The 22,166-nt window shown below is 67.6% G+C and carries 21 protein-coding genes and 1 riboswitch; of the genes, 12 read left to right on the top strand and 9 right to left on the bottom strand.

Annotated features, from left to right (window positions below; genetic code table 11):
* Nucleotides 1-64 precede the first annotated feature (64 nt).
* From AC13GF_RS10720 to AC13GF_RS10710, 3 genes are all read left to right on the top strand, one after another.
* Nucleotides 65-466, top strand: coding sequence for an acyl-CoA thioesterase (locus tag AC13GF_RS10720; protein WP_005407672.1), 402 nt, complete (start codon nucleotides 65-67; stop codon nucleotides 464-466).
* Nucleotides 467-521: 55 nt separating this feature from the next.
* Complete coding sequence (locus AC13GF_RS10715; RefSeq protein ID WP_483004592.1) at nucleotides 522-1,328, top strand: NAD-dependent protein deacetylase; 807 nt, start codon at nucleotides 522-524, stop codon at nucleotides 1,326-1,328.
* 159 nt (nucleotides 1,329-1,487) lie between these two features.
* Nucleotides 1,488-2,588, top strand: coding sequence for an NADH:flavin oxidoreductase/NADH oxidase (locus AC13GF_RS10710; RefSeq protein ID WP_483004591.1), 1,101 nt, complete (start codon nucleotides 1,488-1,490; stop codon nucleotides 2,586-2,588).
* 3 nt (nucleotides 2,589-2,591) lie between these two features.
* On the opposite strand, the gene AC13GF_RS10705 is transcribed toward AC13GF_RS10710, so the two are convergent.
* Nucleotides 2,592-3,503: a LysR family transcriptional regulator gene (locus AC13GF_RS10705; RefSeq protein WP_483004590.1), complete on the bottom strand. Its 912-nt coding sequence runs from the start codon at nucleotides 3,501-3,503 to the stop codon at nucleotides 2,592-2,594.
* Nucleotides 3,504-3,617: 114 nt separating this feature from the next.
* Here AC13GF_RS10705 and purU point away from each other — a divergent pair, with 114 nt between their 5' ends.
* On the top strand, nucleotides 3,618-4,469 hold the full coding sequence (gene purU / locus AC13GF_RS10700) for a formyltetrahydrofolate deformylase (RefSeq protein WP_483004589.1): 852 nt from the start codon (nucleotides 3,618-3,620) through the stop codon (nucleotides 4,467-4,469).
* A gap of 48 nt (nucleotides 4,470-4,517) precedes the next feature.
* Here purU and pncA read toward each other — a convergent pair whose 3' ends face one another.
* The gene (gene pncA, locus AC13GF_RS10695; protein ID WP_483004588.1) at nucleotides 4,518-5,144 is read right to left on the bottom strand and encodes a bifunctional nicotinamidase/pyrazinamidase; all 627 of its coding nucleotides are present in this window, start codon (nucleotides 5,142-5,144) and stop codon (nucleotides 4,518-4,520) included.
* Between the two features lie 55 nt (nucleotides 5,145-5,199).
* The gene (locus AC13GF_RS10690; RefSeq protein ID WP_483004587.1) at nucleotides 5,200-5,886 is read right to left on the bottom strand and encodes an epoxyqueuosine reductase QueH; all 687 of its coding nucleotides are present in this window, start codon (nucleotides 5,884-5,886) and stop codon (nucleotides 5,200-5,202) included.
* A gap of 161 nt (nucleotides 5,887-6,047) precedes the next feature.
* A riboswitch (cobalamin riboswitch) is annotated at nucleotides 6,048-6,261 on the bottom strand.
* A 154-nt stretch (nucleotides 6,262-6,415) separates the two neighbouring features.
* Between AC13GF_RS10690 and AC13GF_RS10685 the strand changes: the two genes are divergently transcribed.
* Complete coding sequence (locus tag AC13GF_RS10685) at nucleotides 6,416-8,263, top strand: RpoH suppressor (RefSeq protein ID WP_483004586.1); 1,848 nt, start codon at nucleotides 6,416-6,418, stop codon at nucleotides 8,261-8,263.
* Nucleotides 8,264-8,336: 73 nt separating this feature from the next.
* Here AC13GF_RS10685 and AC13GF_RS10680 read toward each other — a convergent pair whose 3' ends face one another.
* Together AC13GF_RS10680 and AC13GF_RS10675 are read right to left on the bottom strand one after the other, a co-directional pair.
* Complete coding sequence (locus AC13GF_RS10680) at nucleotides 8,337-9,290, bottom strand: DUF1028 domain-containing protein (RefSeq protein ID WP_483004585.1); 954 nt, start codon at nucleotides 9,288-9,290, stop codon at nucleotides 8,337-8,339.
* Between the two features lie 417 nt (nucleotides 9,291-9,707).
* Nucleotides 9,708-11,075 carry a helix-turn-helix domain-containing protein gene (locus tag AC13GF_RS10675; RefSeq protein WP_483004584.1) on the bottom strand — a complete coding sequence of 456 codons (1,368 nt, stop codon included), beginning with the start codon at nucleotides 11,073-11,075 and terminating at the stop codon, nucleotides 9,708-9,710.
* A gap of 115 nt (nucleotides 11,076-11,190) precedes the next feature.
* Here AC13GF_RS10675 and AC13GF_RS10670 point away from each other — a divergent pair, with 115 nt between their 5' ends.
* Genes AC13GF_RS10670 through mmsB form a run of 5 tightly spaced genes read left to right on the top strand, consistent with a single transcriptional unit; the run spans nucleotide 11,191 to nucleotide 16,730 of the window.
* A complete protein-coding gene (locus tag AC13GF_RS10670; protein WP_483004583.1) occupies nucleotides 11,191-12,696 on the top strand; it encodes a CoA-acylating methylmalonate-semialdehyde dehydrogenase in 1,506 nt (501 codons plus the stop codon).
* Nucleotides 12,697-12,710: 14 nt separating this feature from the next.
* The gene (locus AC13GF_RS10665) at nucleotides 12,711-13,877 is read left to right on the top strand and encodes an acyl-CoA dehydrogenase family protein (RefSeq protein ID WP_483004582.1); all 1,167 of its coding nucleotides are present in this window, start codon (nucleotides 12,711-12,713) and stop codon (nucleotides 13,875-13,877) included.
* The gene (locus AC13GF_RS10660; protein WP_483004581.1) at nucleotides 13,874-14,671 is read left to right on the top strand and encodes an enoyl-CoA hydratase; all 798 of its coding nucleotides are present in this window, start codon (nucleotides 13,874-13,876) and stop codon (nucleotides 14,669-14,671) included. The genes AC13GF_RS10665 and AC13GF_RS10660 overlap by 4 nt, the downstream gene beginning before the upstream one ends.
* A complete protein-coding gene (locus tag AC13GF_RS10655; RefSeq protein ID WP_483004580.1) occupies nucleotides 14,668-15,843 on the top strand; it encodes an enoyl-CoA hydratase/isomerase family protein in 1,176 nt (391 codons plus the stop codon). Before AC13GF_RS10660 ends, AC13GF_RS10655 begins: the two co-directional genes overlap by 4 nt.
* Nucleotides 15,840-16,730 (top strand): 3-hydroxyisobutyrate dehydrogenase, encoded by an 891-nt coding sequence (gene mmsB / locus AC13GF_RS10650; protein ID WP_483004579.1) that lies wholly within the window; start codon nucleotides 15,840-15,842, stop codon nucleotides 16,728-16,730. Before AC13GF_RS10655 ends, mmsB begins: the two co-directional genes overlap by 4 nt.
* A 148-nt stretch (nucleotides 16,731-16,878) precedes the next feature.
* On the opposite strand, the gene AC13GF_RS10645 is transcribed toward mmsB, so the two are convergent.
* Nucleotides 16,879-17,304 (bottom strand): organic hydroperoxide resistance protein, encoded by a 426-nt coding sequence (locus tag AC13GF_RS10645; RefSeq protein WP_004153735.1) that lies wholly within the window; start codon nucleotides 17,302-17,304, stop codon nucleotides 16,879-16,881.
* Between the two features lie 111 nt (nucleotides 17,305-17,415).
* Entirely contained in the window at nucleotides 17,416-18,396 is a 981-nt protein-coding gene (locus AC13GF_RS10640; RefSeq protein ID WP_126928271.1) for a cation diffusion facilitator family transporter, read from the bottom strand.
* Between the two features lie 208 nt (nucleotides 18,397-18,604).
* Between AC13GF_RS10640 and AC13GF_RS10635 the strand changes: the two genes are divergently transcribed.
* Entirely contained in the window at nucleotides 18,605-20,059 is a 1,455-nt protein-coding gene (locus AC13GF_RS10635; RefSeq protein ID WP_483004578.1) for a SulP family inorganic anion transporter, read from the top strand.
* A gap of 56 nt (nucleotides 20,060-20,115) precedes the next feature.
* Here AC13GF_RS10635 and AC13GF_RS10630 read toward each other — a convergent pair whose 3' ends face one another.
* Both AC13GF_RS10630 and AC13GF_RS10625 read right to left on the bottom strand, forming a co-directional pair.
* The gene (locus tag AC13GF_RS10630; protein WP_004136660.1) at nucleotides 20,116-20,424 is read right to left on the bottom strand and encodes an addiction module antidote protein; all 309 of its coding nucleotides are present in this window, start codon (nucleotides 20,422-20,424) and stop codon (nucleotides 20,116-20,118) included.
* A gap of 38 nt (nucleotides 20,425-20,462) precedes the next feature.
* Entirely contained in the window at nucleotides 20,463-20,753 is a 291-nt protein-coding gene (locus AC13GF_RS10625) for a type II toxin-antitoxin system RelE/ParE family toxin (RefSeq protein WP_483004577.1), read from the bottom strand.
* Nucleotides 20,754-21,000: 247 nt separating this feature from the next.
* Here AC13GF_RS10625 and dusA point away from each other — a divergent pair, with 247 nt between their 5' ends.
* The gene (dusA, locus tag AC13GF_RS10620) at nucleotides 21,001-22,032 is read left to right on the top strand and encodes a tRNA dihydrouridine(20/20a) synthase DusA (RefSeq protein ID WP_483004576.1); all 1,032 of its coding nucleotides are present in this window, start codon (nucleotides 21,001-21,003) and stop codon (nucleotides 22,030-22,032) included.
* Nucleotides 22,033-22,166: the final 134 nt, after the last annotated feature.

Below are 22,166 nucleotides of genomic sequence, written 5' to 3'. Positions count from 1 at the left end.
TGCATTCCGATGGCCATCACGCCGGTCGCTTAGAATCCGCAGCACCCCACACCGAAGCACCCCCATGACCCCGATCCCCGAGACCGTGCCGCCCATCGAAGTGCGCATGGCCGAAATCGTCTTCCCCAACCACACCAACCACCTCGGCACCCTGTTCGGTGGCCAGGCGCTGGCGTGGATGGACAAGGCCGCGTTCCTGGCCGCCGCCCGCTACTCGCGCCGCACCGTGGTGACCGCACGCAGCGACCAGGTCGACTTCAAGCTGCCGATCCGCATCGGCCAGATGGTGGAAACCATCGGCCGCATCGTCGAAGTCGGCCGCAGTTCGATGAAGGTGGAGGTGGAACTGGTTGCCGAAGACCTGCACAGCGGCGAGCGCAAGCTGTGCACCCGCGGCCACTTCGTGATGATCGCGCTGGACGAGGAAGGCCACCCGATCGCGGTGCCGCCGCTGCCGGCAGCCTGATCCGCCGGCTGAACCTGCGCTTGCGGGGGCGCGGCCGCGCCCCCATCTGGCAGCCATGACCCCGCCACTGACCGACTTCATCGACCGTGCCCAGCGCCTGTTCGTGCTGACCGGCGCCGGCTGCAGCACCGCCTCGGGCATTCCCGATTACCGGGATGCCGACGGTCAGTGGAAACGCACGCCGCCGGTGACCTACCAGGCCTTCATGGGCGAGACGGCTACCCGCCAGCGCTACTGGGCGCGCAGCCTGCTGGGCTGGCCGCGCTTCGGCCAGGCCCGGCCCAACGGCACCCACCAGGCCCTCGCCGCACTGGAAAGCCGCGGCAAGCTGCAGCTGCTGCTGACCCAGAATGTGGACGGCCTGCACCAGCGTGCCGGCAGCCACAACGTGATCGACCTGCATGGCCGCCTGGATCTGGTGCGCTGCATGGGCTGCGAGCGCCGCAGCGGGCGCGAGGAATTCCAGCAGCGCCTGCTGGACGCCAACCCTGGCTGGGACGCGCTGGAGGCCGGTATCGCGCCGGATGGCGACGCCGACCTGGAGACCGATTTCTCCACATTCGTGGTGCCCGAGTGCCCGCACTGTGGCGGCCTGTTGAAGCCGGACGTGGTGTTCTTCGGCGAGAACGTGCCGCGCGAACGCGTGGCGGCGGTGCACGACCACCTGCAGCAGGCCGACGCCGTGCTGGTGGTGGGCTCCTCGCTGATGGTCTATTCCGGCTTCCGCTTCGTGCAGGCGGCCGCGAAGGCAGGGTTGCCGGTGGCGGCGCTGAACCGCGGCCGCACCCGTGCCGACGACCTGCTGCAGTTCAAGGACGAGCGCGATTGCGCTGAAGCGCTGGCTGGGTGGGCCCCGCGCTGAGCCGAGCATGGGCTCGGCTCTACAAGGGCTGTCGGCTCCTGTAGAGCCGAGCCCACGCTCGGCTTCAGCAGGCCGCACGAAACAGCGATCCATCCAGACGGTTGATTCGCAGGCCGTGCGGCGGTGCAATACGCACCCCCTACGTCGTTCATCACCGTCTTGAGCCAGCTGTTTTCGCCGATCTCGTTCGGCCCCCTGACCCTGTCCAACCGCATCGTCATCGCGCCGATGTGCCAGTACTCCGCCGAAGACGGCCGTGCCAGCGACTGGCACGCCATGCACCTGGGCAACCTGGCGCAGTCCGGTGCCGGCCTGCTGATCCTGGAAGCCACCGCGGTCGAACCGCGCGGCCGCATCAGCTGGGCCGACCTGGGCCTGTGGGACGACGGCACCGAGGCCGCACTGGCACAGGTGCTGGCCAGCGTCCGCCGCTGGTCACCGATGCCGCTGGGCATCCAGCTGGGCCACGCCGGCCGCAAGGCCTCGGTGAATCGTCCATGGGACGGTGGTGGTCAGCTGCCGGCCGATGATGTGCGTGGCTGGCCCACCGTGGCGCCGTCGCCGCTGCCGTTCCATGCCGGCGATCCGGCACCGCAGGAACTGGACGAGGCCGGCATCGCCGAGGTCATCGCCGCCTTCGCCGCCAGCGCGGTACGCGCCGAGCGCCTGGGCTTCGAGCTGATCGAGCTGCATGCCGCGCACGGCTATCTGCTGCACCAGTTCCTGTCGCCGCTGAGCAACCGTCGCACCGATGGCTACGGTGGCTCGCTGCCGAACCGCCTGCGTCTGCTGGTGGAAGTGTTCGACGCGGTGCGTGCGGCAGTGTCCGACAAGGTCGCGGTGGGTGTGCGCATTTCCGCCAGCGACTGGGTCGATGGCGGCTGGGATCTGGTGCAGAGCGAAGCGCTGGCCCAGGTGCTGGACGCGCGCGGCTGCAATTTCCTGCATGTCTCCAGCGGCGGCCTGGACGAGCGCCAGAAGATCACCGTCGGCCCGGGCTATCAGGTGCCGTTCGCGGCCGCGATCAAGGCCAAGGTGCGCATGCCGGTCATCGCCGTGGGCATGATCACCGAGCCCGAGCAGGCCGAATCGATCCTGCGCCATCGCCACGCTGATGCCGTGGCCCTGGCGCGCGGCATCCTCTACGACCCGCGCTGGCCGTGGCATGCCGCCGCCGCGCTGCGCGACAGCGTGGAACCGGCGCCGCAGTACCTGCGTTGCGAGCCGCGCGATGCGCGCGGCGTGTTCAAGGTGCGCTGAGGCTCACACCCGCCAGGCCGGCGCCATGCCGGCCTGCAGGTGCTCGAACAGCGCGCGGATCTTGGCGGTGAAGTCGCGACGGTCGCTGACGCAGAAATAGACCTCCATCGGCTCCGGGCGCCATGTAGTGTCGGCGCCGAACACCGCCTGCAGGCGGCCATCGCGCAGGTACGGCTCGGCCACGAATGCGGCCAGCCGGGTGATGCCGGCACCGGTCGCAGCCAGCGTTGCCAGTGCATCGATGTCATCGCAGACCATGCTCGGCGGCAGTGCGGCGTCCACGCGCTGGCCATCCTTCAGCAGGCCCCAGCGCAACGGCCGGCCATCGGTGGGGAAGCGGTGCAGCAGCCCGCGATGACCGCTCAGCTCGGAGGGCTGCTTCGGCGTGCCGTGTGCCTTCAGGTAGGCCGGTGAGGCGCAGAACACGAACGGCACGCGCGCCAGCTGCCGCGCGACCACACCGTCTTCCAGCTGCGCACCGATGCGGATGCTGGCATCTACCGCTTCGGGGCCGTGCTGCACGGCGCGGTCGGTCAGGCGCAGCTCCAGCTGCAGCTGCGGGTAGCGCTGCTGCAGCGACGGCAGCAACGGTGCCAGCACGTGGCGACCGAACGCGCTGCTGCTGGCGATGCGCAGCGGTCCGGCCGGTTCGATGTCACCGGAGGTGACCATCGCCTGCGCGCGCGCCAGGTCGGCTTCGATGTGGCGCACCTGCGCCAGGTACAGCGCGCCGGCCTCGCTGAGGGCCAGCTGCCGCGTACTTCGGTTCAGCAACCGTACGCCCAGATGGGCCTCCAGACGGTTGATGTTCTGGCCGACTGCGGTGGCGCTGATGCCAAGAATGCGGGCCGCGGCGGCAATGCTGCCGGTCTCTGCGGTGCGGGTGAAGCTGCGGATCAGTTGCAACAGGTTCATGACCGACCAGCTTGCCACGGGGAAGCCCAAGTATCGCTTGGGACTGAACCAAGCAGTTCGGTTGCATCGGAGACCATCGATCCGGCAGGCAGGTCGCTGCCCTACACTCGGAAGATGCGCCCCGATTCCATTCTTACCCTGTCCTGCCCCGACCGCACCGGCATCGTCTACCGCGTGTCAGGCCTGCTGTTCGACCACGGCTGCAACATCCTCGACGCCCAGCAGTTCGGTGATGAGGAAAGTGGCCGCTTCTTCCTGCGCGTGCACTTCGACCGCGATGCCAGCCTGCCGCTGGAGACCGTGCACGCGACCATGGCCACGCTCGCCGAAGGCTTCGGCATGGATTGGCAGCTGCATGATGGCCGCCGCCGCGCACGCCTGCTGGTGCTGGTCAGCAAGCAGGGGCACTGCCTCAACGATCTGTTGTTCCGCGCCCACAGCGGCCAGCTGAAGGTGGACATCGCGGCGGTGGCGTCCAACCACGCCGACTTCGCGCCGCTGGCGGCGTCCTACCAGGTGCCGTTCCACCACCTGCCGGTGACCGCCGAGACGCGTGCGGTGCAGGAGCAGCAGATCATCGACCTGGTCGAGCGCGAGCGCATCGACCTGGTGGTGCTGGCGCGCTACATGCAGATCCTGTCACCCACGCTGTGCCGTGCGCTGGCCGGCCGTGCGATCAACATCCATCACAGCTTCCTGCCCAGCTTCAAGGGCGCGCAGCCGTACCACCAGGCACACGCGCGCGGGGTCAAGATCATCGGCGCCACCGCGCACTACGTCACCGAGGACCTGGACGAAGGCCCGATCATCGAACAGGACGTCGCCCGCGTGGACCACGCGATGGCACCGCGCGAACTGGTGCGGCTGGGCAGCGATACCGAATCGCAGGTGCTGGCGCGCGCGGTGCGCCGCCATGTGGAGCACCGCATCCTGCTCAACGGGCACCGCACGGTGGTGTTCCGGTAATCGCCCATCCCGCGTCCGCCGGGCATGGCCCGGCACTACCGCTCTGGGTCAGACGACCGCGATCCCCGCCTTGCCCAGTGCCTCGCGCACCATCGCGTCGTTGGCTTCGGTCACCGGCCGGGTCAGGTCCCACAGGAACTTCACCCGGAAGCCGGACTTCACCGCGTCCTGCGCGCTCCACAGCACGCAGTAGTCGCGGGCCAGGCCGCACACATGCACTTCGCGGATGCGGCGTTCGTGCAGCCAGCCGGCCAGGCCGGTGGCCGGGCGCTCGCCATCGGGGCCGTGGTTCTCGCGGAAGGCGCTGTACGAATCCACCTGTTGGCGCGTGCCCTTGCGCAGAATCAGGTCGGCCACGGTCCAGTCCACGCCTGGGTGCAGGGCGGCACCGGCGCTGCCCTGCACGCAGTGGTCGGGCCACAGGGTCTGCGGCTGCGCGTGCAACAGGATGGTCTCGAAGGGGCGCTGGCCGGGGTGCTGGCTGGCGAACGAGGCATGGTCGGCCGGGTGCCAGTCCTGTGTTGCCACCACGGTGCGGTAGCGGCGCTGCGCCAGCAGATCGGCAATCGGTGCCACCAGTGCATCGCCCTGGTCGCAGGCCAAGGCGCCACCGGGCATGAAGTCCGGCTGCAGGTCGATCACCAGCAGGGCGACATCGGCGGGCAGGGCGGTCATGGCAGATCCGGTACAACAGAAGGGGCGACCAGCGTGGCCGCCCCATGCCTGCACGTCAATCGCCCTGCGGCGTCTCAGCGCCCTGCCCGTAGTACAACAGGCCGATCTTGATCCGCTCGCGGCCATTCTCGCGGCGATGGCGGTTGGCATCGCGCAGCGAGTACACGCAGCCGCAGTACTCCTGCTGGTAGAACTGCTCGCGCTTGCTGATCTCGATCATGCGGCTGGCACCGCCGCCCTTGCGCCAGTTGTAGTCCCAGTACTGCAGGCCTTCATAGCGCGACGCGGCGCGGATGCCGCAGTCGTTGATCTGCGCCATGTTCTTCCAGCGCGAGATGCCCAGCGAAGAACTGATGGTGTCGTAGCCGTGCTCGTGCGCGTACAGCGCAGTGCGCTCGAAGCGCATGTCGAAGCACATCGTGCAGCGGATGCCGCGTTCGGGCTCGTTTTCCATGCCGCGTGCACGGCTGAACCAGTTGTCGGTGTCGTAGTCGCAGTCGATGAAAGGAATGCCGTGCTGCTCGGCGAAGCGGATGTTCTCCTGCTTGCGTAGCTCGTACTCCTTCACCGGATGGATGTTGGGGTTGTAGAAGAAGATCGCGTAGTCGATCCCGGAGGCGGTGATCGCCTCCATCACTTCGCCGGAGCAGGGGGCGCAGCATGAATGCAGCAGCAGGCGCGTGCCATCGGCGGGCAGGGTCAGGGTGGGGCGTTGGAGCTCGGTCATCGTCAGGTACCGCATGGACCGCCGGCAACGGCGGTGGCCCATGCATCAGCGCGTGGGTGAACGGGTCTGGCCGGATACCGTGAACAGGACGCACGCGACCGCATCGCCTGCACGCGCAGGACAACGACGGCCCCGGCAACCTCCCCGCGGAGATTCCAGGTCGAGTCAGGGGACGGTCGTGTCCCCCGGCCGGGGCCGGTATTCGGGCTGATGGACACGGGCCGCAGCCCACCTACTACCTGCCGCTTCCCAGGCGCGAGCCCAGTGCTGTTGGCAGGATTCGTTTCCATTCACCGCTGCGGGGCAGCTCCGGAATGGGCGCGCGAGGCGCCTTCACCGGATTCCCGTTTAAATCCCGACCGCCATCCAGCCACGGCAGGGATACCTTCGGCGCGCCCACGGTGGACGCGTCGAGGGCAATGGTCAAGGGCCAATCAAAGCGCAGGGCTGTGGCTCGTTTCTCAGGCGGTGAGAGCGCCTCTTGCCATACTGGGCACCGACAGACGGGAGGTGGCTCGTGGCGGCGAAGTACTGCGATCTGGTCATGAAAGGCGGCATCACCAGCGGCATCGTGTACCCCAATGCGGTACTGGCGCTGGCGCGCGAGTATCGATTCAAGAGCATCGGCGGCACCTCGGCCGGCGCCATTGCTGCGGCGGTGGCGGCCGCGGCGGCCTGCGGTGATCGCCGCCAGCAGGCGGGCGAGCACCTGCCTGGCGATGCCGGCTATGGCGGGTTGTCGGCGGTATCGGCGCAGTTGTCGCGGCGCGGCTTCATCTACAGCCTGTTCCAACCGGCGCGGGGCGCGCGCGCCGCCTATCGGTTGCTGGTGGTACTGACCGGCAATGCCAGCCTGCCGCACAAGCTGCTGTGCCTGGCCGTTGCCGTGTTCGAGATCGCGCCGCTGGAGGTGCTGGTGTCGCTGGCGCTGCTGTTGGGCCTGGGCTGGTGGGGCGGTGGCTGGAGCGGCGTGGCCGCCACGCTGCTGCCGTCGCTGCTGTGCGCGTACGGTGCGGGTGTGGCCGGTGCCGCGCTGCGGGTGGCGCGGGTGGCGCGGCGCAACCTGCTGGGCCTGTGCAGCGGCCTCGGCCGCGATGCACGCACGCCGGCGTTGACCGAGTGGCTGCACGAGTGCCTGCAGCAGTTGTCCGGCAAGCCGCTGGATGCACCGCTCACCTTCGCCGACCTGCATGACGCGCCGCGCTATGCCGGCGAGCCGGACAGCCCGCATGCGATCAGCCTGCAGATGATCACCACCTGCGTGTCGCACAACGAGCCACGCACACTGCCATTGGGCGGCGCGCAGTTCTGGTTCCTGCGCGAGGAGTTCGAGCAGCTGTTCCCGGCCAGCGTGGTGCAGTGGCTGGTGACGCAGGCCGGCCCGCCGCTGGAGGTGGCGGGCCGGCAGTACTACCATCTGCCGCAGGGCCCGAAGCTGCCGGTGCTGGTGGCCACGCGCATGAGCCTGAGCTTCCCGTTGCTGATCAGCGCAGTGCCGCTGCATGAGCCTTCGCGCCGTGAGCGCCGCTGCGAACCCACCGCGCCTGCCGCCGACCAGGAGCACAACGTGGCCGACAGCATGGAAGGGCTGACCAGTGCCGGGCAGACCTGTGGCCCGGTGATCACCGCCTTCCGCATCTGCTGGTTTTCCGATGGTGGCATCAGCAGCAACTTCCCGATCCATCTGTTCGATGCCGCCTTGCCGCGCTGGCCGACCTTCGCCATCAACCTGGTCTATCCGCAGCACGCTGAAGAGGTGAACCACGGCAGCAGTGGCCGACAGGCGCTGGAACATGCCGTGTTCCTGCCCACCGAGAACCGTCACGGCTGGCAGCGTACCTACCAGTCGATCGCCACGCCGTTGGCGGCCGCCGAGCTGGGGCGTTTCCTGTTCGCGGTGGTGGCGACCATGCAGAACTGGCGCGATCTGCTGCAGGCGCGCGCACCGGGTTACCGCGACCGCATCGTGCATGTCAGCCTGCAGGGCGACGAAGGTGGCATGAACCTGGACATGCCGCAGGAGGTGCTGACCCGCATCGCCGACAAGGGCAGCCTGGCCGGTGCGCGCTTCTGCTCGTTCTCGTTCGAGAACCACTACTGGATCCGCTGGCGCAACCTGGCTTCGGCCTATCAGCGCTACACGCTGGAAGTGGCGCGAACCGACGATCCGGCGCAGCAGGTGCTGGCCTACCGCGCGGCGTACTCGATGGTTGCCCGCGGTGAACCGACCCCGCCGTCGTACAAGCTGGGCTCGGAAGACAAGCGGCTGGCCTCGCAGCAGCTGTGGGGCTTGATGGTCGAGCAGGGACGCACCTGGGAGGACCTCGGCCCCGACCTCACTGACGGCGCACCGCGTCCGCTGCCGCAGATGAAGGTGACGCCGATCTACTGATTTCCGCCGCAGCCGATTGAACTGTTCTGGTGGGTGCCGACCTTGGTCGGCACGATCTGATCCCTGCCGTGCCTCATCGCCACGGCTCCACCACCGCATCGCCCTGCAACGGCGCATACAACGGCAACGCCAGCTCCTGCTTCACCCAGCCCGGATTGAGCGCGCGCAGGCCGGCGAGGTATTCCCGGGCCAGCGCGATATCACCCTGCCGCATGGCCAGGCGCGCAGCGCGCGCCCAGGTGCGGTCCCAGCCGTGGGCCAGTGACAACGAGGTCGCCAGCGCAGCACGCGCACCCTCCACATCACCGTTCTCCCAACGTTCCTCCGCGCGGATGATCGCCTCGTTGGACAGACGCATGTCGTACAGCTCGCGCAGCCTCGCCACGGCATGCGGATCGGCGTCCACACGCAGGTCGGTGTCCCGCCAGTCGCCGCCGGGCGTACGCACCAGCAGCGCCGCCGACCACTGTCCGCTGCGTTGACCACCCGCTGCCTGACCAGCTTCCAGCGCCGCCAACAAGCGCGCGGCCAGCGGCCCACGTGAGGTGGCGAAGACGCGTTGCATCGTGGCCAGCACCTCCGGCCCGGCCAGCCCATTGCCCTGCACGCTCAGCATCCCCTCACCCTGCGCACCTGCCCAATCCGCCTGCTGCGCGGTAGCGCCGGTGTACTGCGCATTGCCGCCACGCGCGCTGACCAGTCCCACCTGTCGTTCGGCAAGCGTGGTGCCATCGAAGTTGCCGTCTTCATCCAGCAGCTGCTTCAGCACCTGCGCAGGCGTGCGTCCTTTGGCCAGCAGCTCAAGGCCTTTGGAGCCATAGGCCGGGTTGGTCTCGAACTGGCTGGCGACCGCGCCCACCTTCGCCTGTGCCCACGGCACCCCCACGCCCCCGACTGCCAGGTTGTTCGTAGCCACCGCCACCCCGCAGTCGCCGGCCTCATTGCAGGCCGCAATCGAAAAGGTCGCCCACGCCGGCGCGGCGGTGGCAGCAAGCAGCAGGGCCAGGCAAGAGCGCAGCAAGGACATGGGGTGTCTCCAGGGCGGGCATTGCAATGGGATGCAGCCTACGCACGAAAGGTTTAGTAGATCCACGCCATGCGTGGATGGAACCCCATCGGAATCGAATATTTCGAACATTCATCGAAGAGCATCCACGCATGGCGTGGATCTACCGTGTCGACCAAGGTCGACACCCACCAAGAGCAGCGTGCCGACCAACGGTCAGCACCCACCAACAGCAGCGGGAAACTGTCGAAGGCGGGGTGGGTCCGGTTGCGGGGGTGTCCGCGGCATGGATGCCGCGGCCAAGCCCCCAAGGACGGGTTTACGGCGTCCCCCGCAACCGGATCCACCCCGCCATCCCACGGAATGCCAGCTTTTGCCGTTGCCGTTGCCGTTGCTTCGGCCTCGGCAGGTGCAGGGCGCAGCCCTGCCGAACCAACCCTACCGCCCCGGCAACTGCGCGAACGCGCGCTGCATGCAGTCCTCGCGCGGGCACACCCGGCAGCCCGGCCCGATCGACACCGAGTTGCCCGGGCTCTGCACATCCAGGCCCAGCGAATACACCAACCGCTCGGCATGCTGCAGGTCGCAGCCCAGCGCTACCGCAAACGTCTTGCGCGGCTGGCCATGGCCGACCGGACCACTGCTGACCTGCCGTGCCAGCCAGAAATGGCGGCGCCCGTCGGGCATGCGCGCCGTCTGCGTAAGGATGCGGCCGGGCTGGTTGAACGCCTCGTAGACGATCCACAGCGGGCACGAGCCGCCCACCTGCGAGAAGTGGAAATCGGTGGCCGAATGGCGTTTGGACACGTTGCCGGCACGGTCCACGCGGATGAAGAAGAACGGCAACCCGGGCGCACTGCGTCGCGCCAGCGTGCTCAGCCGGTGGCAGACCGCTTCAAAGCCCACACCGAACTGATGCGCCAGCAGTTCGATGTCGTAGCTGCTGGCTTCGGCCGCCCGCAGGAAGCGCATGTACGGCATCACCAGCGCGCCAGCGAAGTAATTCGACAAGCCAATCCGCGCCTGCGCGATGCGTGCCTCATCGGTGAAGCCGGCACGCGCCACCACCGCATCGATCTGTGGCAGGTAGCCGTGCAGGGCCAGCTCGGCGGCCATCTGGAACGCCTGCTGGCCCGGCTCCAGATAATCGGGCAGCCACAGCCGCCGTGCACCGGCGTCGAACTGGCGCTTCTCGCGCCCGGCCTGCAACGCGGCCACTTCCACCAGCACGCCGTGGCGGTCGGCCAGCAGCTGGCGCAGCCGTGGCGCCACGTGCCCCGGCGACAGTCCCCATTCGGCGAACAGCTGCTCGGCCAGCTCATCCAGCTCGGGAATGTGGTTGTGCATGCGGTTGAAGAACTCACGCACCTGATCGCCAGCGGGCAGGGTGCTGCCGGCGCCGGGCTCGCCCAGCTGGAATTCCAGCGCGGCGGCATGCTCGCGCAATGCCAGGTGCCGGCGATGCAGGTCCAACAGGGCGCGGCTGACCTGCGGCAGGTTGCCGGCCAGGGCGCGCAGCTCGGTCGCGCTCACCTCGGCCAGGCCCAGGTCGCGCAGGGTTTCGCCCAGGGCTTCCTGCAGCGCGGCGGGCTCATCTTCGTCGAACAGTACGGAAACATCGCCCAATACCTCGCCCAGCTTCTTCTGCACGGCCGGGGTCAGCGGGCGCTTGTTGCGCTCGATCTGGTTCAGGTAACTGGCCGACAGGCCCAGGGCACGGGCCAGGTCCACCTGGCTGTAGCCGCGCTGCTCGCGCAGGCGCAGCAGGCGCAGGCCCAGCTGGCGTTGTGAAGGCTGGAAATTCACAGAATTAACATGAATCGTCTGGCGTGTTGGCCAGATTAAGCGGATTCAGCCCGGAAATCGAGTTGGGTGCTGTGAATAATGCCAAGCATCTTTCGCACCCTGTGGGATTGTCGTCATGACTGTTGCAGCGCCCCGTATCCGCATGCTGATCGATGGCCAGTTCGTTGAATCGGCCACCTCCCACTGGCAGGACGTGATCAATCCGGCCACCCAGGACGTGCTGGCCAAGGTGCCGTTCGCCACCACCGGCGAAGTGGACGCCGCCGTCGCCGCTGCCAAGGAAGCCTTCAAGACCTGGCGCAAGACCCCGATCGGTGTCCGTGCGCGCATCTTCCTGAAGTACCAGCAGCTGATCCGCGAGAACATGAGCGAGCTGGCGCACATTCTTACCGCCGAGCAGGGCAAGACCCTGCCGGACGCCGAAGGCGATGTGTTCCGCGGCCTGGAAGTGGTCGAGCACGCCGCCGCCATCGGCAACCTGCAGCTGGGTGAGCTGGCCAACAACGTGGCCACCGGCGTCGACACCTACTCGATCATGCAGCCGCTGGGCGTGTGCGCCGGCATCACCCCGTTCAACTTCCCGGCGATGATTCCGCTGTGGATGTTCCCGATGGCGATCGCCACCGGCAACACCTTCATCCTCAAGCCGTCCGAGCAGGACCCGATGGTCACCATGCGCCTGGTCGAGCTGGCGCTGGAAGCGGGCATTCCGAAGGGCGTGCTGAACGTCGTCCACGGTGGCGAAGAAGTGGTCAACGCGATCTGCGACCACCCGGACATCAAGGCCGTGTCGTTCGTCGGTTCCACCCGCGTCGGCACCCACGTCTACAACCGCGCCTCGCTGGCCGGCAAGCGCGTGCAGTGCATGATGGGTGCCAAGAACCACGCCGTGGTGCTGCCGGACGCCAACAAGGAACAGACCCTCAACGCGATGGTCGGTGCCGCCTTCGGCGCCGCTGGCCAGCGCTGCATGGCCGCTTCCACCCTGGTGCTGGTCGGTGAAGCGCGTAACTGGGTGCAGGACCTGGTGGCCAAGGCCCAGACCCTGAAGGTCAGCGCCGGCACCGTGTCCGGCACCGACGTCGGCCCGGTCATTTCCTGCAGCGCCCGCGAGCGCGTGGAAGGCCTGATCGCCTCGGGCGTGGAGCAGGGCGCCAAGCTGGTGCTGGATGGCCGCAAGCCGCAGATCGATGGCTTCGAGAAGGGCAACTTCGTCGGCCCGACCATCTTTGCCGGTGTCACCACCGACATGCGCATCTACCAGGAAGAAATCTTCGGGCCGGTGCTGGTCATCCTCGAAGCAGAGACGCTGGAAGAAGCCATCGCGATGGTCAACAGCAACCCGAACGGCAACGGTACCGCCCTGTTCACCCAGTCCGGCGCGGCCGCGCGCAAGTTCCAGGAGGACATCGACGTCGGCCAGGTCGGCATCAACGTGCCGATCCCGGTGCCGGTGCCGCTGTTCTCGTTCACCGGTTCGCGCGCGTCCAAGCTGGGCGACCTGGGCCCGTACGGCAAGCAGGTGGTGCTGTTCTACACCCAGACCAAGACGGTCACCGCGCGCTGGTTCGATGACGAGACGCTGAGCCACGGCGTCAACACCACGATCAGCCTGAAGTAACGGCAGGAGCAGCCATGAGCCACTCGATGACGACGGAACTGGAAGAAGCGCAGCAGGCGTACCGCGAGGCTGCGCGCGACTTCGCACAGGCCGAACTGGCGCCGCACGCCGCGCGATGGGATGCGGAGGGCATCTTTCCGCGCGAGGCGATCGCCAAGGCCGGTGAACTGGGCTTCTGCGGTCTGTACATGGACCCGGAAGTGGGCGGCAGCGGCCTGAGCCGACTGGACGCCGCCGTCGTCATCGAGGAGCTCGCCAACGTCGATCCGTCGACCGCGGCGTACATCAGCATCCACAACATGGCCTCGTGGATGGTGTCCACGTGGGGCCAGCCGGCATTGCGCGATGCGTGGGGCACTGACCTGTCCTCGGGCAACAAGCTGGCCTCGTACTGCCTGACCGAACCGGGTGCCGGTTCCGATGCAGCGTCGCTGAAGACCACCGCCGTGCGCGATGGCGACTTCTACGTGCTGAACGGTTCCAAGGCCTTCATCTCCGGCGCTGGTGCCACCGAATTGCTGGTGGTGATGGCACGTACCGGCGGTGCCGGTGCCGGCGGTGTCAGCGCGATTGCGGTGCCGGCCGACCTGCCGGGCATCAGCTTCGGCCGCAAGGAAGAGAAGATGGGCTGGAACAGTCAGCCCACCCGTGGCATCACCTTCGAAAACGTCCGCGTGCCGGTCAGCCACCTTCTGGGAGAGGAAGGCGGCGGCTTCAAGCTGGCGATGAAGGGGCTCGATGGCGGCCGCATCAACATTGCTGCCTGCTCGCTGGGTGCCGCGCAGGGTGCGCTGGACGCCGCGCGCCGCTACATGGGCGAGCGCCGCCAGTTCGGCAAGGCGCTGGCGGATTTCCAGGCGCTGCAGTTCAAGCTGGCCGACATGGCCATCGAACTGGTGGCCGCACGGCAGATGGTGCACACCGCCGCGCGCAAGCTCGATGCCGGTGCCAGTGATGCCAACGTCTGGTGTGCGATGGCCAAGCGCTTCGCCACCGATGCCGGTTTCAACGTCTGCAACGAAGCGCTGCAGATCCACGGTGGCTACGGCTACATCCGCGAATACCCGATCGAGCGCCTGCTGCGTGACTGCCGCGTGCACCAGATCCTGGAAGGCACCAACGAGATCATGCGGGTCATCGTTGCCCGTCACCTGCTCAACACCGAAGAGGAACTGCGATGAAGGATTGGCGTACCCAGGAGCACGTGGGCCTGAAGGTGGAGGTGGATGGCCACACCGCCGTGGTCACCCTGAACAACCCGCCGGCGCACACCTGGACCGTGCACAGCCTGTCGGCGCTGCGCGACCTGGTCGGTGCGCTCAACGCGGACCGCGGGATCTACGCACTGGTGATCACCGGTGACGGCGAGAAGTTCTTCTCTGCCGGTGCCGACCTCAACCAGTTCGCCTCGGGCGACAAGGCTGCTGCACGTGAGGCCGCGCGTCGCTTCGGTGAAGCCTTCGAAGCGCTGTCCGGTTTCCGCGGCGTGTCGATCGCCGCGATCAACGGCTACGCCATGGGCGGTGGCCTGGAATGCGCATTGGCCTGCGACCTGCGCATCATCGAAGACCATGCCCAGGTCGCGCTGCCGGAAGCGACCGTTGGCCTGCTGCCGTGCGCCGGTGGCACCCAGAACCTGCCGCGCCTGGTGGGCGAGGGCTGGGCCAAGCGCATGATCCTGCTGGGTGAGCGCATCAACGCCGAGACCGCGCTGCGCATTGGCCTGGCCGAAGAAAAGGTCGGCAAGGGCGAATCCAAGGCACTGGCCCTGGAATGGGCAAAGAAGGCCGGCAAGCAGAGCCCGACCAGCATCGCCGCCTGCAAGACCCTGGTGCAGTCCACCCGCACCGGCACCCATGCCTCGGCGCTGGTGGCCGAGCGTGAAGCCTTCGTCGACCTGTTCGACACCGCCGACCAGGTCGAGGGCGTGAACGCCTTCCTGGAAAAGCGCGCCGCGCAGTGGAAGAACGCATGAGCACCGACACCGCTGCCGACGACGCACCGGTGCTGTTCGAAGAGCGCGTGGCCGGCAACGGCGCGCGCATCGGCATCGCCACGCTCAACGCGCCGCGCACGCTCAACGGTTTCTCGCTGCCGATGGCGCACCTGCTGCTCAAGCAGTTGAATGCCTGGGCCGACGACGACGGCATCGCCATGGTGGTGCTGCAGGGTGCGGGCGAAAAGGCGTTCTGCGCTGGCGGCGACCTGCACAGCCTGTACAAGGCCATGGTCGCCTTCCGCGAGGCCGGCCGCAGCGACATCCGCGAGAACGACTACGCCGCCGAGTTCTTCGACGTCGAATACCGCGTCGATTACCTCATCCATACCTACGCCAAGCCGATCCTGTGCTGGGGCCACGGCATCGTGATGGGCGGTGGCATCGGCCTGATGTCCGGCGCCAGCCATCGCGTGGTCAGCGAGCGCTCCAAGCTGGCCTTCCCGGAAATCACCGTCGGCCTGTTCCCCGATGTCGGTGGCAGCTGGCTGCTGCCGCGCGTACCCGGCAAGGGCGGCCTGTTCCTGGCCCTGACCGGCGCGCTGCTCAATCCGGGCGATGCCATCTACGCCGGCCTGGCCGACGTGCACGTGGCCGAAGACCGCCGCAGCGCGGTGTTCGACGCGCTGTTGCAGGTGGCCTGGTCCAGTGATGCCGTACACAACCACGATCGCCTGACCCATCTGCTGCAGTCGCATGCCAGCGACGCCGCCACCGGCCCGCTGCTGGCCAATGCGGCGCAGGTCGAGGCGCTGTGCGAAGGCGATGACCTGCAGGCCATCGTTGCGCGCATTGCCGGTCTGCAGACCGACGATGCCTGGCTGCAGGCCGCACAGAAGACCCTCGCCGCCGGTGCACCGGGTTCGGCACGGTTGTCGTACGAGCTGCAGCGCCGCAGTGCCGGCCAGGACCTGGCCGCGATCTACCGCCTGGAGTACATCGTCGCCCTGCATTGCGCCGCCCACGGTGATTTCGCCGAAGGCATCCGCGCGCTGCTGATCGACAAGGACCGCAATCCGCAGTGGAACCCGGCCACCCTGGCCGAGGCCACCGGCGCGTGGGCCGACACCTTCTTCGCTTCCCCCTGGGCCGATGCCGCGCATCCGCTGGCCGACCTGGGCACTCCCCTTGTTGAAAGGAGCCTTGCATGAGCCGCATTGCATTCATCGGGTTGGGCAACATGGGTGGCCCGATGGCCGCCAATCTGGTCAAGAACGGCCACACCGTGCGCGTGTTCGATCTGGTTCCGGCCGCGGTGCAGGCCGCCGTCGATGCCGGCGCCAGCGCGGCCGCATCGGCGCGCGAAACCCTGGCCGATACCGAGGTGGTGATCTCGATGCTGCCGGCCAGCCGCCACGTCGAAGGCGTGTACCTGGGCGACGACGGCATTCTTGCCGCGATTCCGGCCGGCGCACTGGTCATCGACTGCAGCACGATCGCACCGGCCAGTGCCCGCAAGGTCTCGGAAGCGGCCGCCGCACGTGGCCTGCAGATGATCGACGCGCCGGTATCCGGCGGTACCGCCGGTGCCCAGGCCGGTACGCTGACCTTCATCGTCGGTGGCGAAGAGGACGCGCTGGAACGGGCACGTCCGGTGCTGCAGGCGATGGGCAAGAACATCTTCCACGTGGGCGCCAGCGGTGCCGGCCAGGTTGCCAAGCTGTGCAACAACATGGCGCTGGGCGTGATCATGGCCGTCACCGGTGAAGCCATCGCCCTGGGCGTGGCGCACGGGCTGGACCCGAAGGTGCTGTCGCAGATGATGGCTGTCAGCACCGGCCGCAGCTGGGCCACCGAAGTGTGCAATCCGTGGCCCGGCGTGCTGGAAAACGCGCCGGCCTCGCGCGGCTACAGCGGCGGTTTCGGCAGCGATCTGATGCTCAAGGACATGGGTCTGGCAGTGGAAGCGGCGATGAGTGTCGGCGCCTCGATCCCGCTGGGCGAAGTGGCCCGCAACCTGTACTCGATGAACCACCAGGCCGGCCGCGGCAAGCTGGATTTCTCCAGCGTCGTGCAGCTGATCACCAGCGAGAAGTGACCTGGTAGTGCCGGCCGCTGGCCGGCAACCTCATGCCCCCCTGTGGGACAACGAAGGTGGGATGGGCGGATGTTCGGTTTCGACCGGCATCCGCCCATTTTTTTGCTCTTCACCTTGGTAGTGCCGGCCGCTGGCCGGCAGCACCCCATCAGGCAACGATCAGCGTCACGTCGATGTTGCCGCGGGTGGCATTCGAGTACGGGCACACGATGTGCGCCTTCTGCACCAGCTCTTCCACCTGCTCGCGCGGCACGCCCGGCACGTTGATGGTCAGCTCGGCTTCGATGCCGAAACCGGTCGGGATCTGGCCGATACCGACCTTGCCGGTCACGGTGGTGTCGGCCGGCAGCGCGACCTTGGCCTGGCCGGCCACGAACTTCAGCGCGCCCAGGAAGCAGGCCGAGTAGCCAGCCGCGAACAGCTGTTCCGGGTTGGTGCCCGGGCCGCCGGCGCCGCCCAGCTCGCGCGGGGTCGACAGCTGGATGTCCAGCACGTTGTCGGAGGAGACGGAACGGCCTTCACGGCCGCCGGTGGAAGTGGCCTGGGCGGTGTACAGAACCTTTTCGATGGACATCGGGATGCTCCTGGTCGGTGGGTGGGTGTTGCGTTGGAGCCTACTTTGCCCGGTTTCCGCGTACGTTGGGTTGCAATGCGTACGAAAAACTTGATCGATCGTCCTGCTGGCCTAGATCGTCCATTCGCGGTCGGTGGTGAACATGATGGTCAGCCAGCGGTCCGGCGAGGCCTCGCCCAGTGCATCGCCGATCTCGTCGCGCAGCTGGTCCCATTCCACCAGGGGCCGCGGCGGGTCGTTTTCCGGCACCACGAAGAACAGCTCGATCTGCTCGCCTCGCCCCACCTGCGCCACGTAGCTGCGGTGCTCGACGAAGCCATGCTTGGCCACGATCGCGCGTGCCACCGCATCGACGTGCGCCTGCAGTTCCGGCGGGGTGACAAGCAGGATGCCGGCCAGCGCCCGGCGCACGGTACCGAGCGGGGCGATCATAACCAGCACGCAGACGAAGGCGAGGATGGCCGGGTCGATGTACGGCCCGATCCACGCCAGCGACGTGCCCTGCACCAGCACGCCGCCGAGGAAGGCCAGCAGGTAGCAGGCTGACATGCTGGCCGCGATTACCCAGTTCTTCGCGTCCAGCGCGATGAATTCCGAGCCGATGCGGCGATTGGCGCGCAGGATGAACCAGGCCAGCGCGCCTTCGCCCACGATCGACAGCCCGGCGAAGGCGATGGCCGGGCCGAGCGCGATATGGCGGCCCCCGGACATCAGCGCGTCCACCGCATTGACCAGCGCATACAGCGCCGCACCGATCATCAGTGTGCCGCTCACCCCCAGCACGATCGGCTCCAGGTGCCAGAAGCCCATGGTGAAGCGCTGGTTGAGCCGCGACTGCAGCGCATCGGTCTGCGTGGACAGCGCGATCAACCGTGCCACCAGCAGCGACAGCCAGGTCATCACCACGTCGATCAGGCCGTAGATGCCGTCGAAGATGATCAGCGAGGAGTTGGCCAGCAGGCCGAACACCACTGCGGCGGCGGCCAACAGTAGTGAGGCGGCGATCGACAGGCGCAGCACGCCTTGTTCGGTGGCGGGATCGAAGAACTGTGGGCGGTGGGTGGCCATGGCCCGATTGTAGAGCGGCGCCATGCTTCGCTGCCGTTGCGGCCTGCCGATGCTGTCCCTGGGCAGCTCTGTGCCGTAGACTGCGCCCCTCCCACGTACCGACGCCCGCCTGCAGTGATCACGCCACCCTGACCCTTGCCGCACATCGGCAGCCGGCCCGTCCGGCTCAGGAACCCGTGTCTTTCCACTGCAGCGCCATGCGGCCACGCCCGCCTGCGCGCGGAGTTTTCCCATGCAAACGTCCTACCCCCTGCGCCAGCAATGGCTCGGCAACATCCGTGGCGACCTGCTGTCCGGCATCGTCGTCGCCCTGGCCCTGATTCCCGAGGCCATCGCCTTCTCGCTCATCGCCGGCGTCGACCCCAAGGTCGGCCTGTATGCCGCGTTCTCCATTGCCGTCATCACCGCCATCGCTGGTGGCCGCCCCGGCATGATCTCCGCCGCCACCGGTGCAATGGCGCTGGTGATGGTCGACCTGGTCAAGGACCACGGCCTGCAGTACCTGTTCGCGGCCAGCATCCTGGCCGGCCTGCTGCAGGTGCTCGCGGGCGTGTTCAAGCTTGGCTCGCTGATGCGCTTCGTCTCGCGCTCGGTCATCACCGGCTTCGTCAACGCGCTGGCGATCCTGATCTTCCTAGCACAGATGCCGGAACTGATTGGCCGCGGCCCGACTGTGTACGTGCTGTGCGCCGCCGCGTTGGCGATCATCTACCTGCTGCCGCGCGTCACCCGCGCGGTGCCGTCGCCGCTGGTGGCCATCGTCGTACTCACTGCCGTGGTGATCGGCTTTGGTGTGGACGTGCGCAGCGTGGGTGACATGGGCCAGCTGCCTGACAGCCTTCCGCATTTCCTGTTGCCCGACGTGCCGCTCACCTGGGAAACGCTGCGCATCCTGCTGCCGGTGTCGGCCACGTTGGCGGTGGTCGGCCTGCTCGAATCGATGATGACCCTGCAGATCGTCGAGGACATCACCGAGACGCCCAGCGAGCGCAATCGCGAATGCGTCGGTCAGGGCGTGGCGAACACGGTCACCGGTTTCCTCGGCGGCATGGCCGGCTGCGCGATGATCGGCCAGTCGGTGATCAACGTGACCTCCGGTGGCCGCGGCCGCTTGTCCTGCCTGGTGGCCGGCGTGTTCCTGCTGGTGCTGGTGGTGTACGGCAGCGACCTGGTGCGGCAGATCCCGATGGCCGCGCTGGTGGCGGTGATGATCATGGTCAGCATCGGCACCTTCAGCTGGCGCTCGCTGCGCGACCTGCGCACGCATCCGCGCAGCTCGTCTGCGGTGATGCTGCTGACCGTGGTGGTCACCGTGGCTACCCATGATCTGGCCAAGGGCGTGCTCAGCGGTGTGCTGTTGTCAGCGCTTTTCTTCGCACGCAAGGTCGGCCGCATGCTGGACGTGCAGCGCGACGATGCCGGTGACACGCAGGTCTACCGCGTGCGTGGGCAGGTGTTCTTTGCCTCGGCAGGGCAGCTGGGTGCGGCGTTCGATTACCAGCACGTGACGCCGAAGGTGCAGATTGATCTGCGCGATGCCCACCTGTGGGACCTGACTGCCGTGGCCGCGCTGGAGCGGGCGCAGGAAAAGCTGGCCGCGCATGGGGCGGAGGTGACGGTGGTGGGCCTCAATGCCGCCAGCCAGACCCTGATCGAACAGGTGGGTGGCGCGCGCAGCGCGCACTGATCGCATAGGGCACGCTGGTAGCGCCGGGCCATGCCCGGCGCTACCAGCGGCAGCGATCAGGCGGTGCCAGCGGGTTGTTTGTCGGCTTGCACGATCAGATGCACGCCAAGCGCCGACAGCACACGTTGCACGGTATCGAAGCGTGGGTGTGCTCCGGGGCGCAGCGCCTTGTACAGGCTTTCGCGTCCAAGACCGGAGACCTCGGCAACGCCGCCCATGCCGCGGGCGCGCGCCACTGTTCCAAGTGCCTCCTGGAAGTGGCCCGCATCACCTGCTGCCAAGGCCTCGCTCAGATAGGTGGCGATTGCGACGTCATCATCCAGATAGTCTGCGGGATCGAAGGGAATCGTCTTCAGCTTGCTCATGGGGAGAGTCCTGGGAACGGCATGGAATCAAATGGTGGCTACAGCAGCTCCGCGAGCCTGACCGCTTTTTCGATATCGCGACGCTGGCTCGACTTGTCGCCACAGTGCAGGAGCACGACGATGGATCTTCCGCGACGTGTGAAATACACGCGATATCCCGGCCCATGGTTGATTCGCAGTTCGCTCACGCCATGACCCACTGATCGAACATCTCCCTCGAGACCGCGGGCGACGCGCTGCAGGCGTTCCACGATCACCGCTCGGGCGCCGCTGTCGTTGAGCCCGCGCAGCCAGCGCGTGAACGTCTCTGTTGCCTGGAGGGTTGCCATCCACGAATCGTATCCAAAAGGATACACCGTTCAATTGGCATCCGCGTCAATGCGTGGCGTACTGCGCTGAACCCGCGGGTCGTATCCATGGAGAACGCAAACCCCAAGCTCCCCGAGGGCAGGAAGCGTCTGCTGCCGCCGCCCAGCCCGCCCCGGCCGCCAGCCGGAACCGGGCCCAACCGGCGCTCGCCGCGCGGCTGACCGGGCGCATTCAGCCACGCGGTGTAAACTATTGATCTCACTGGCAATGCCAGTCTCCACGATCAACACCCCGATGACGTCCGCCACCGCCCGTTACGCCGATTCCCTGCGCCTGTCCGTTGCCCCCATGATGGACTGGACGGACCGCCACTGCCGCGTGTTCCATCGCGTGCTGGCGCCGGGTGCGCGCCTGTACACGGAGATGGTGCACGCCAACGCGGTCATCCACGGCGACCGCGAGCGCCTGCTCGGCTTCGACCGCAGCGAGCAGCCGCTGGCGCTGCAGCTGGGTGGCAGCGATCCGGCCCTGCTGGCGCAGGCCGCACGCATCGCTGCCGAGTGGGGCTATGACGAGGTCAACCTCAACTGCGGTTGCCCGTCCGACCGCGTGCAGGCCGGGCGTTTTGGCGCCTGCCTGATGCGCGAGCCGGTGCTGGTGGCCGAGTGCGTGGCGGCCATGGTCGACGCGGTTGATATCCCGGTGACGGTGAAGTGCCGCCTGGGTGTGGACGAGGACAACGACTACGACGTGTTTGCCAGCTTCGTCGACCGCCAGGTTGCCGCCGGTGCGGCGATGGTGGTGGTGCACGCGCGCAACGCGTGGCTGAAGGGCCTGTCGCCGAAGGAGAACCGCGAGGTTCCGCCGCTGAAGTACGACTGGGCCTACCGCCTGAAGCAGGAGCGCCCGGCACTGCCGGTGGTGATCAACGGTGGCCTGGCCAGCATCGAGGCGGTACAGGCGCAGGCCGCGCACGTCGATGGCGTGATGCTGGGCCGTGCGGCCTACCACGACCCCTACCTGCTGCATCAGCTGGAGGCGCTGCACACCGGCGCCCCACTGCAGGCCCGTGGTGACCTGCTGCGCGCGATGCGCCCCTACATCGAGGCGCGGCTGGGCGAAGGCTTGGCGCTGAAGCACATCACCCGCCACCTGCTCGGCCTGTTCCACGGCCAGCCCGGTGGTCGCGCATTCCGGCAGGTGCTGAGCGAGGGCGCGCACCGCCCGGGCGCCGGCTGGAGCCTGATCGAACAGGCCCTGGCGGTCACCGAACGCGAAGCTGATCGCGCCGTAGCGTGACCGTGGTCACGTTCCTGACTTGACAAGGGGCGGCGATTCGTCCCGAATGTTCACTTAGCTGAACGACGCGGGCGCAGGGCCGGAAAAGTTCAGACCGGATTCACCGCTGTAAACCAAGAATTTGCAAAAGATTT

It is taken from the genome of Stenotrophomonas sp. 22LJNL06-5-1 (assembly GCF_056861455.1).
Note: the sequence above shows the minus strand (reverse complement) of the source record. Positions and strands in the feature narration are given on the sequence as shown.

Bases quoted from the DNA above. Each gene is read 5' to 3' on its own strand.
- AC13GF_RS10720 (WP_005407672.1), top strand. From the start codon at position 65: ATGACCCCGATCCCCGAGACCGTGCCGCCCATCGAAGTGCGCATGGCC.
- AC13GF_RS10715 (WP_483004592.1), top strand. From the start codon at position 522: ATGACCCCGCCACTGACCGACTTCATCGACCGTGCCCAGCGCCTGTTC.
- AC13GF_RS10705 (WP_483004590.1), bottom strand. From the start codon at position 3,503: ATGAACCTGTTGCAACTGATCCGCAGCTTCACCCGCACCGCAGAGACC.
- purU (WP_483004589.1), top strand. From the start codon at position 3,618: ATGCGCCCCGATTCCATTCTTACCCTGTCCTGCCCCGACCGCACCGGC.
- pncA (WP_483004588.1), bottom strand. From the start codon at position 5,144: ATGACCGCCCTGCCCGCCGATGTCGCCCTGCTGGTGATCGACCTGCAG.
- AC13GF_RS10690 (WP_483004587.1), bottom strand. From the start codon at position 5,886: ATGCGGTACCTGACGATGACCGAGCTCCAACGCCCCACCCTGACCCTG.
- AC13GF_RS10685 (WP_483004586.1), top strand. From the start codon at position 6,416: ATGAAAGGCGGCATCACCAGCGGCATCGTGTACCCCAATGCGGTACTG.
- AC13GF_RS10680 (WP_483004585.1), bottom strand. From the start codon at position 9,290: ATGTCCTTGCTGCGCTCTTGCCTGGCCCTGCTGCTTGCTGCCACCGCC.
- AC13GF_RS10670 (WP_483004583.1), top strand. From the start codon at position 11,191: ATGACTGTTGCAGCGCCCCGTATCCGCATGCTGATCGATGGCCAGTTC.
- AC13GF_RS10665 (WP_483004582.1), top strand. From the start codon at position 12,711: ATGAGCCACTCGATGACGACGGAACTGGAAGAAGCGCAGCAGGCGTAC.
- AC13GF_RS10660 (WP_483004581.1), top strand. From the start codon at position 13,874: ATGAAGGATTGGCGTACCCAGGAGCACGTGGGCCTGAAGGTGGAGGTG.
- AC13GF_RS10655 (WP_483004580.1), top strand. From the start codon at position 14,668: ATGAGCACCGACACCGCTGCCGACGACGCACCGGTGCTGTTCGAAGAG.
- mmsB (WP_483004579.1), top strand. From the start codon at position 15,840: ATGAGCCGCATTGCATTCATCGGGTTGGGCAACATGGGTGGCCCGATG.
- AC13GF_RS10645 (WP_004153735.1), bottom strand. From the start codon at position 17,304: ATGTCCATCGAAAAGGTTCTGTACACCGCCCAGGCCACTTCCACCGGC.
- AC13GF_RS10640 (WP_126928271.1), bottom strand. From the start codon at position 18,396: ATGGCGCCGCTCTACAATCGGGCCATGGCCACCCACCGCCCACAGTTC.
- AC13GF_RS10635 (WP_483004578.1), top strand. From the start codon at position 18,605: ATGCAAACGTCCTACCCCCTGCGCCAGCAATGGCTCGGCAACATCCGT.
- AC13GF_RS10630 (WP_004136660.1), bottom strand. From the start codon at position 20,424: ATGAGCAAGCTGAAGACGATTCCCTTCGATCCCGCAGACTATCTGGAT.
- AC13GF_RS10625 (WP_483004577.1), bottom strand. From the start codon at position 20,753: ATGGCAACCCTCCAGGCAACAGAGACGTTCACGCGCTGGCTGCGCGGG.
- dusA (WP_483004576.1), top strand. From the start codon at position 21,001: ATGCCAGTCTCCACGATCAACACCCCGATGACGTCCGCCACCGCCCGT.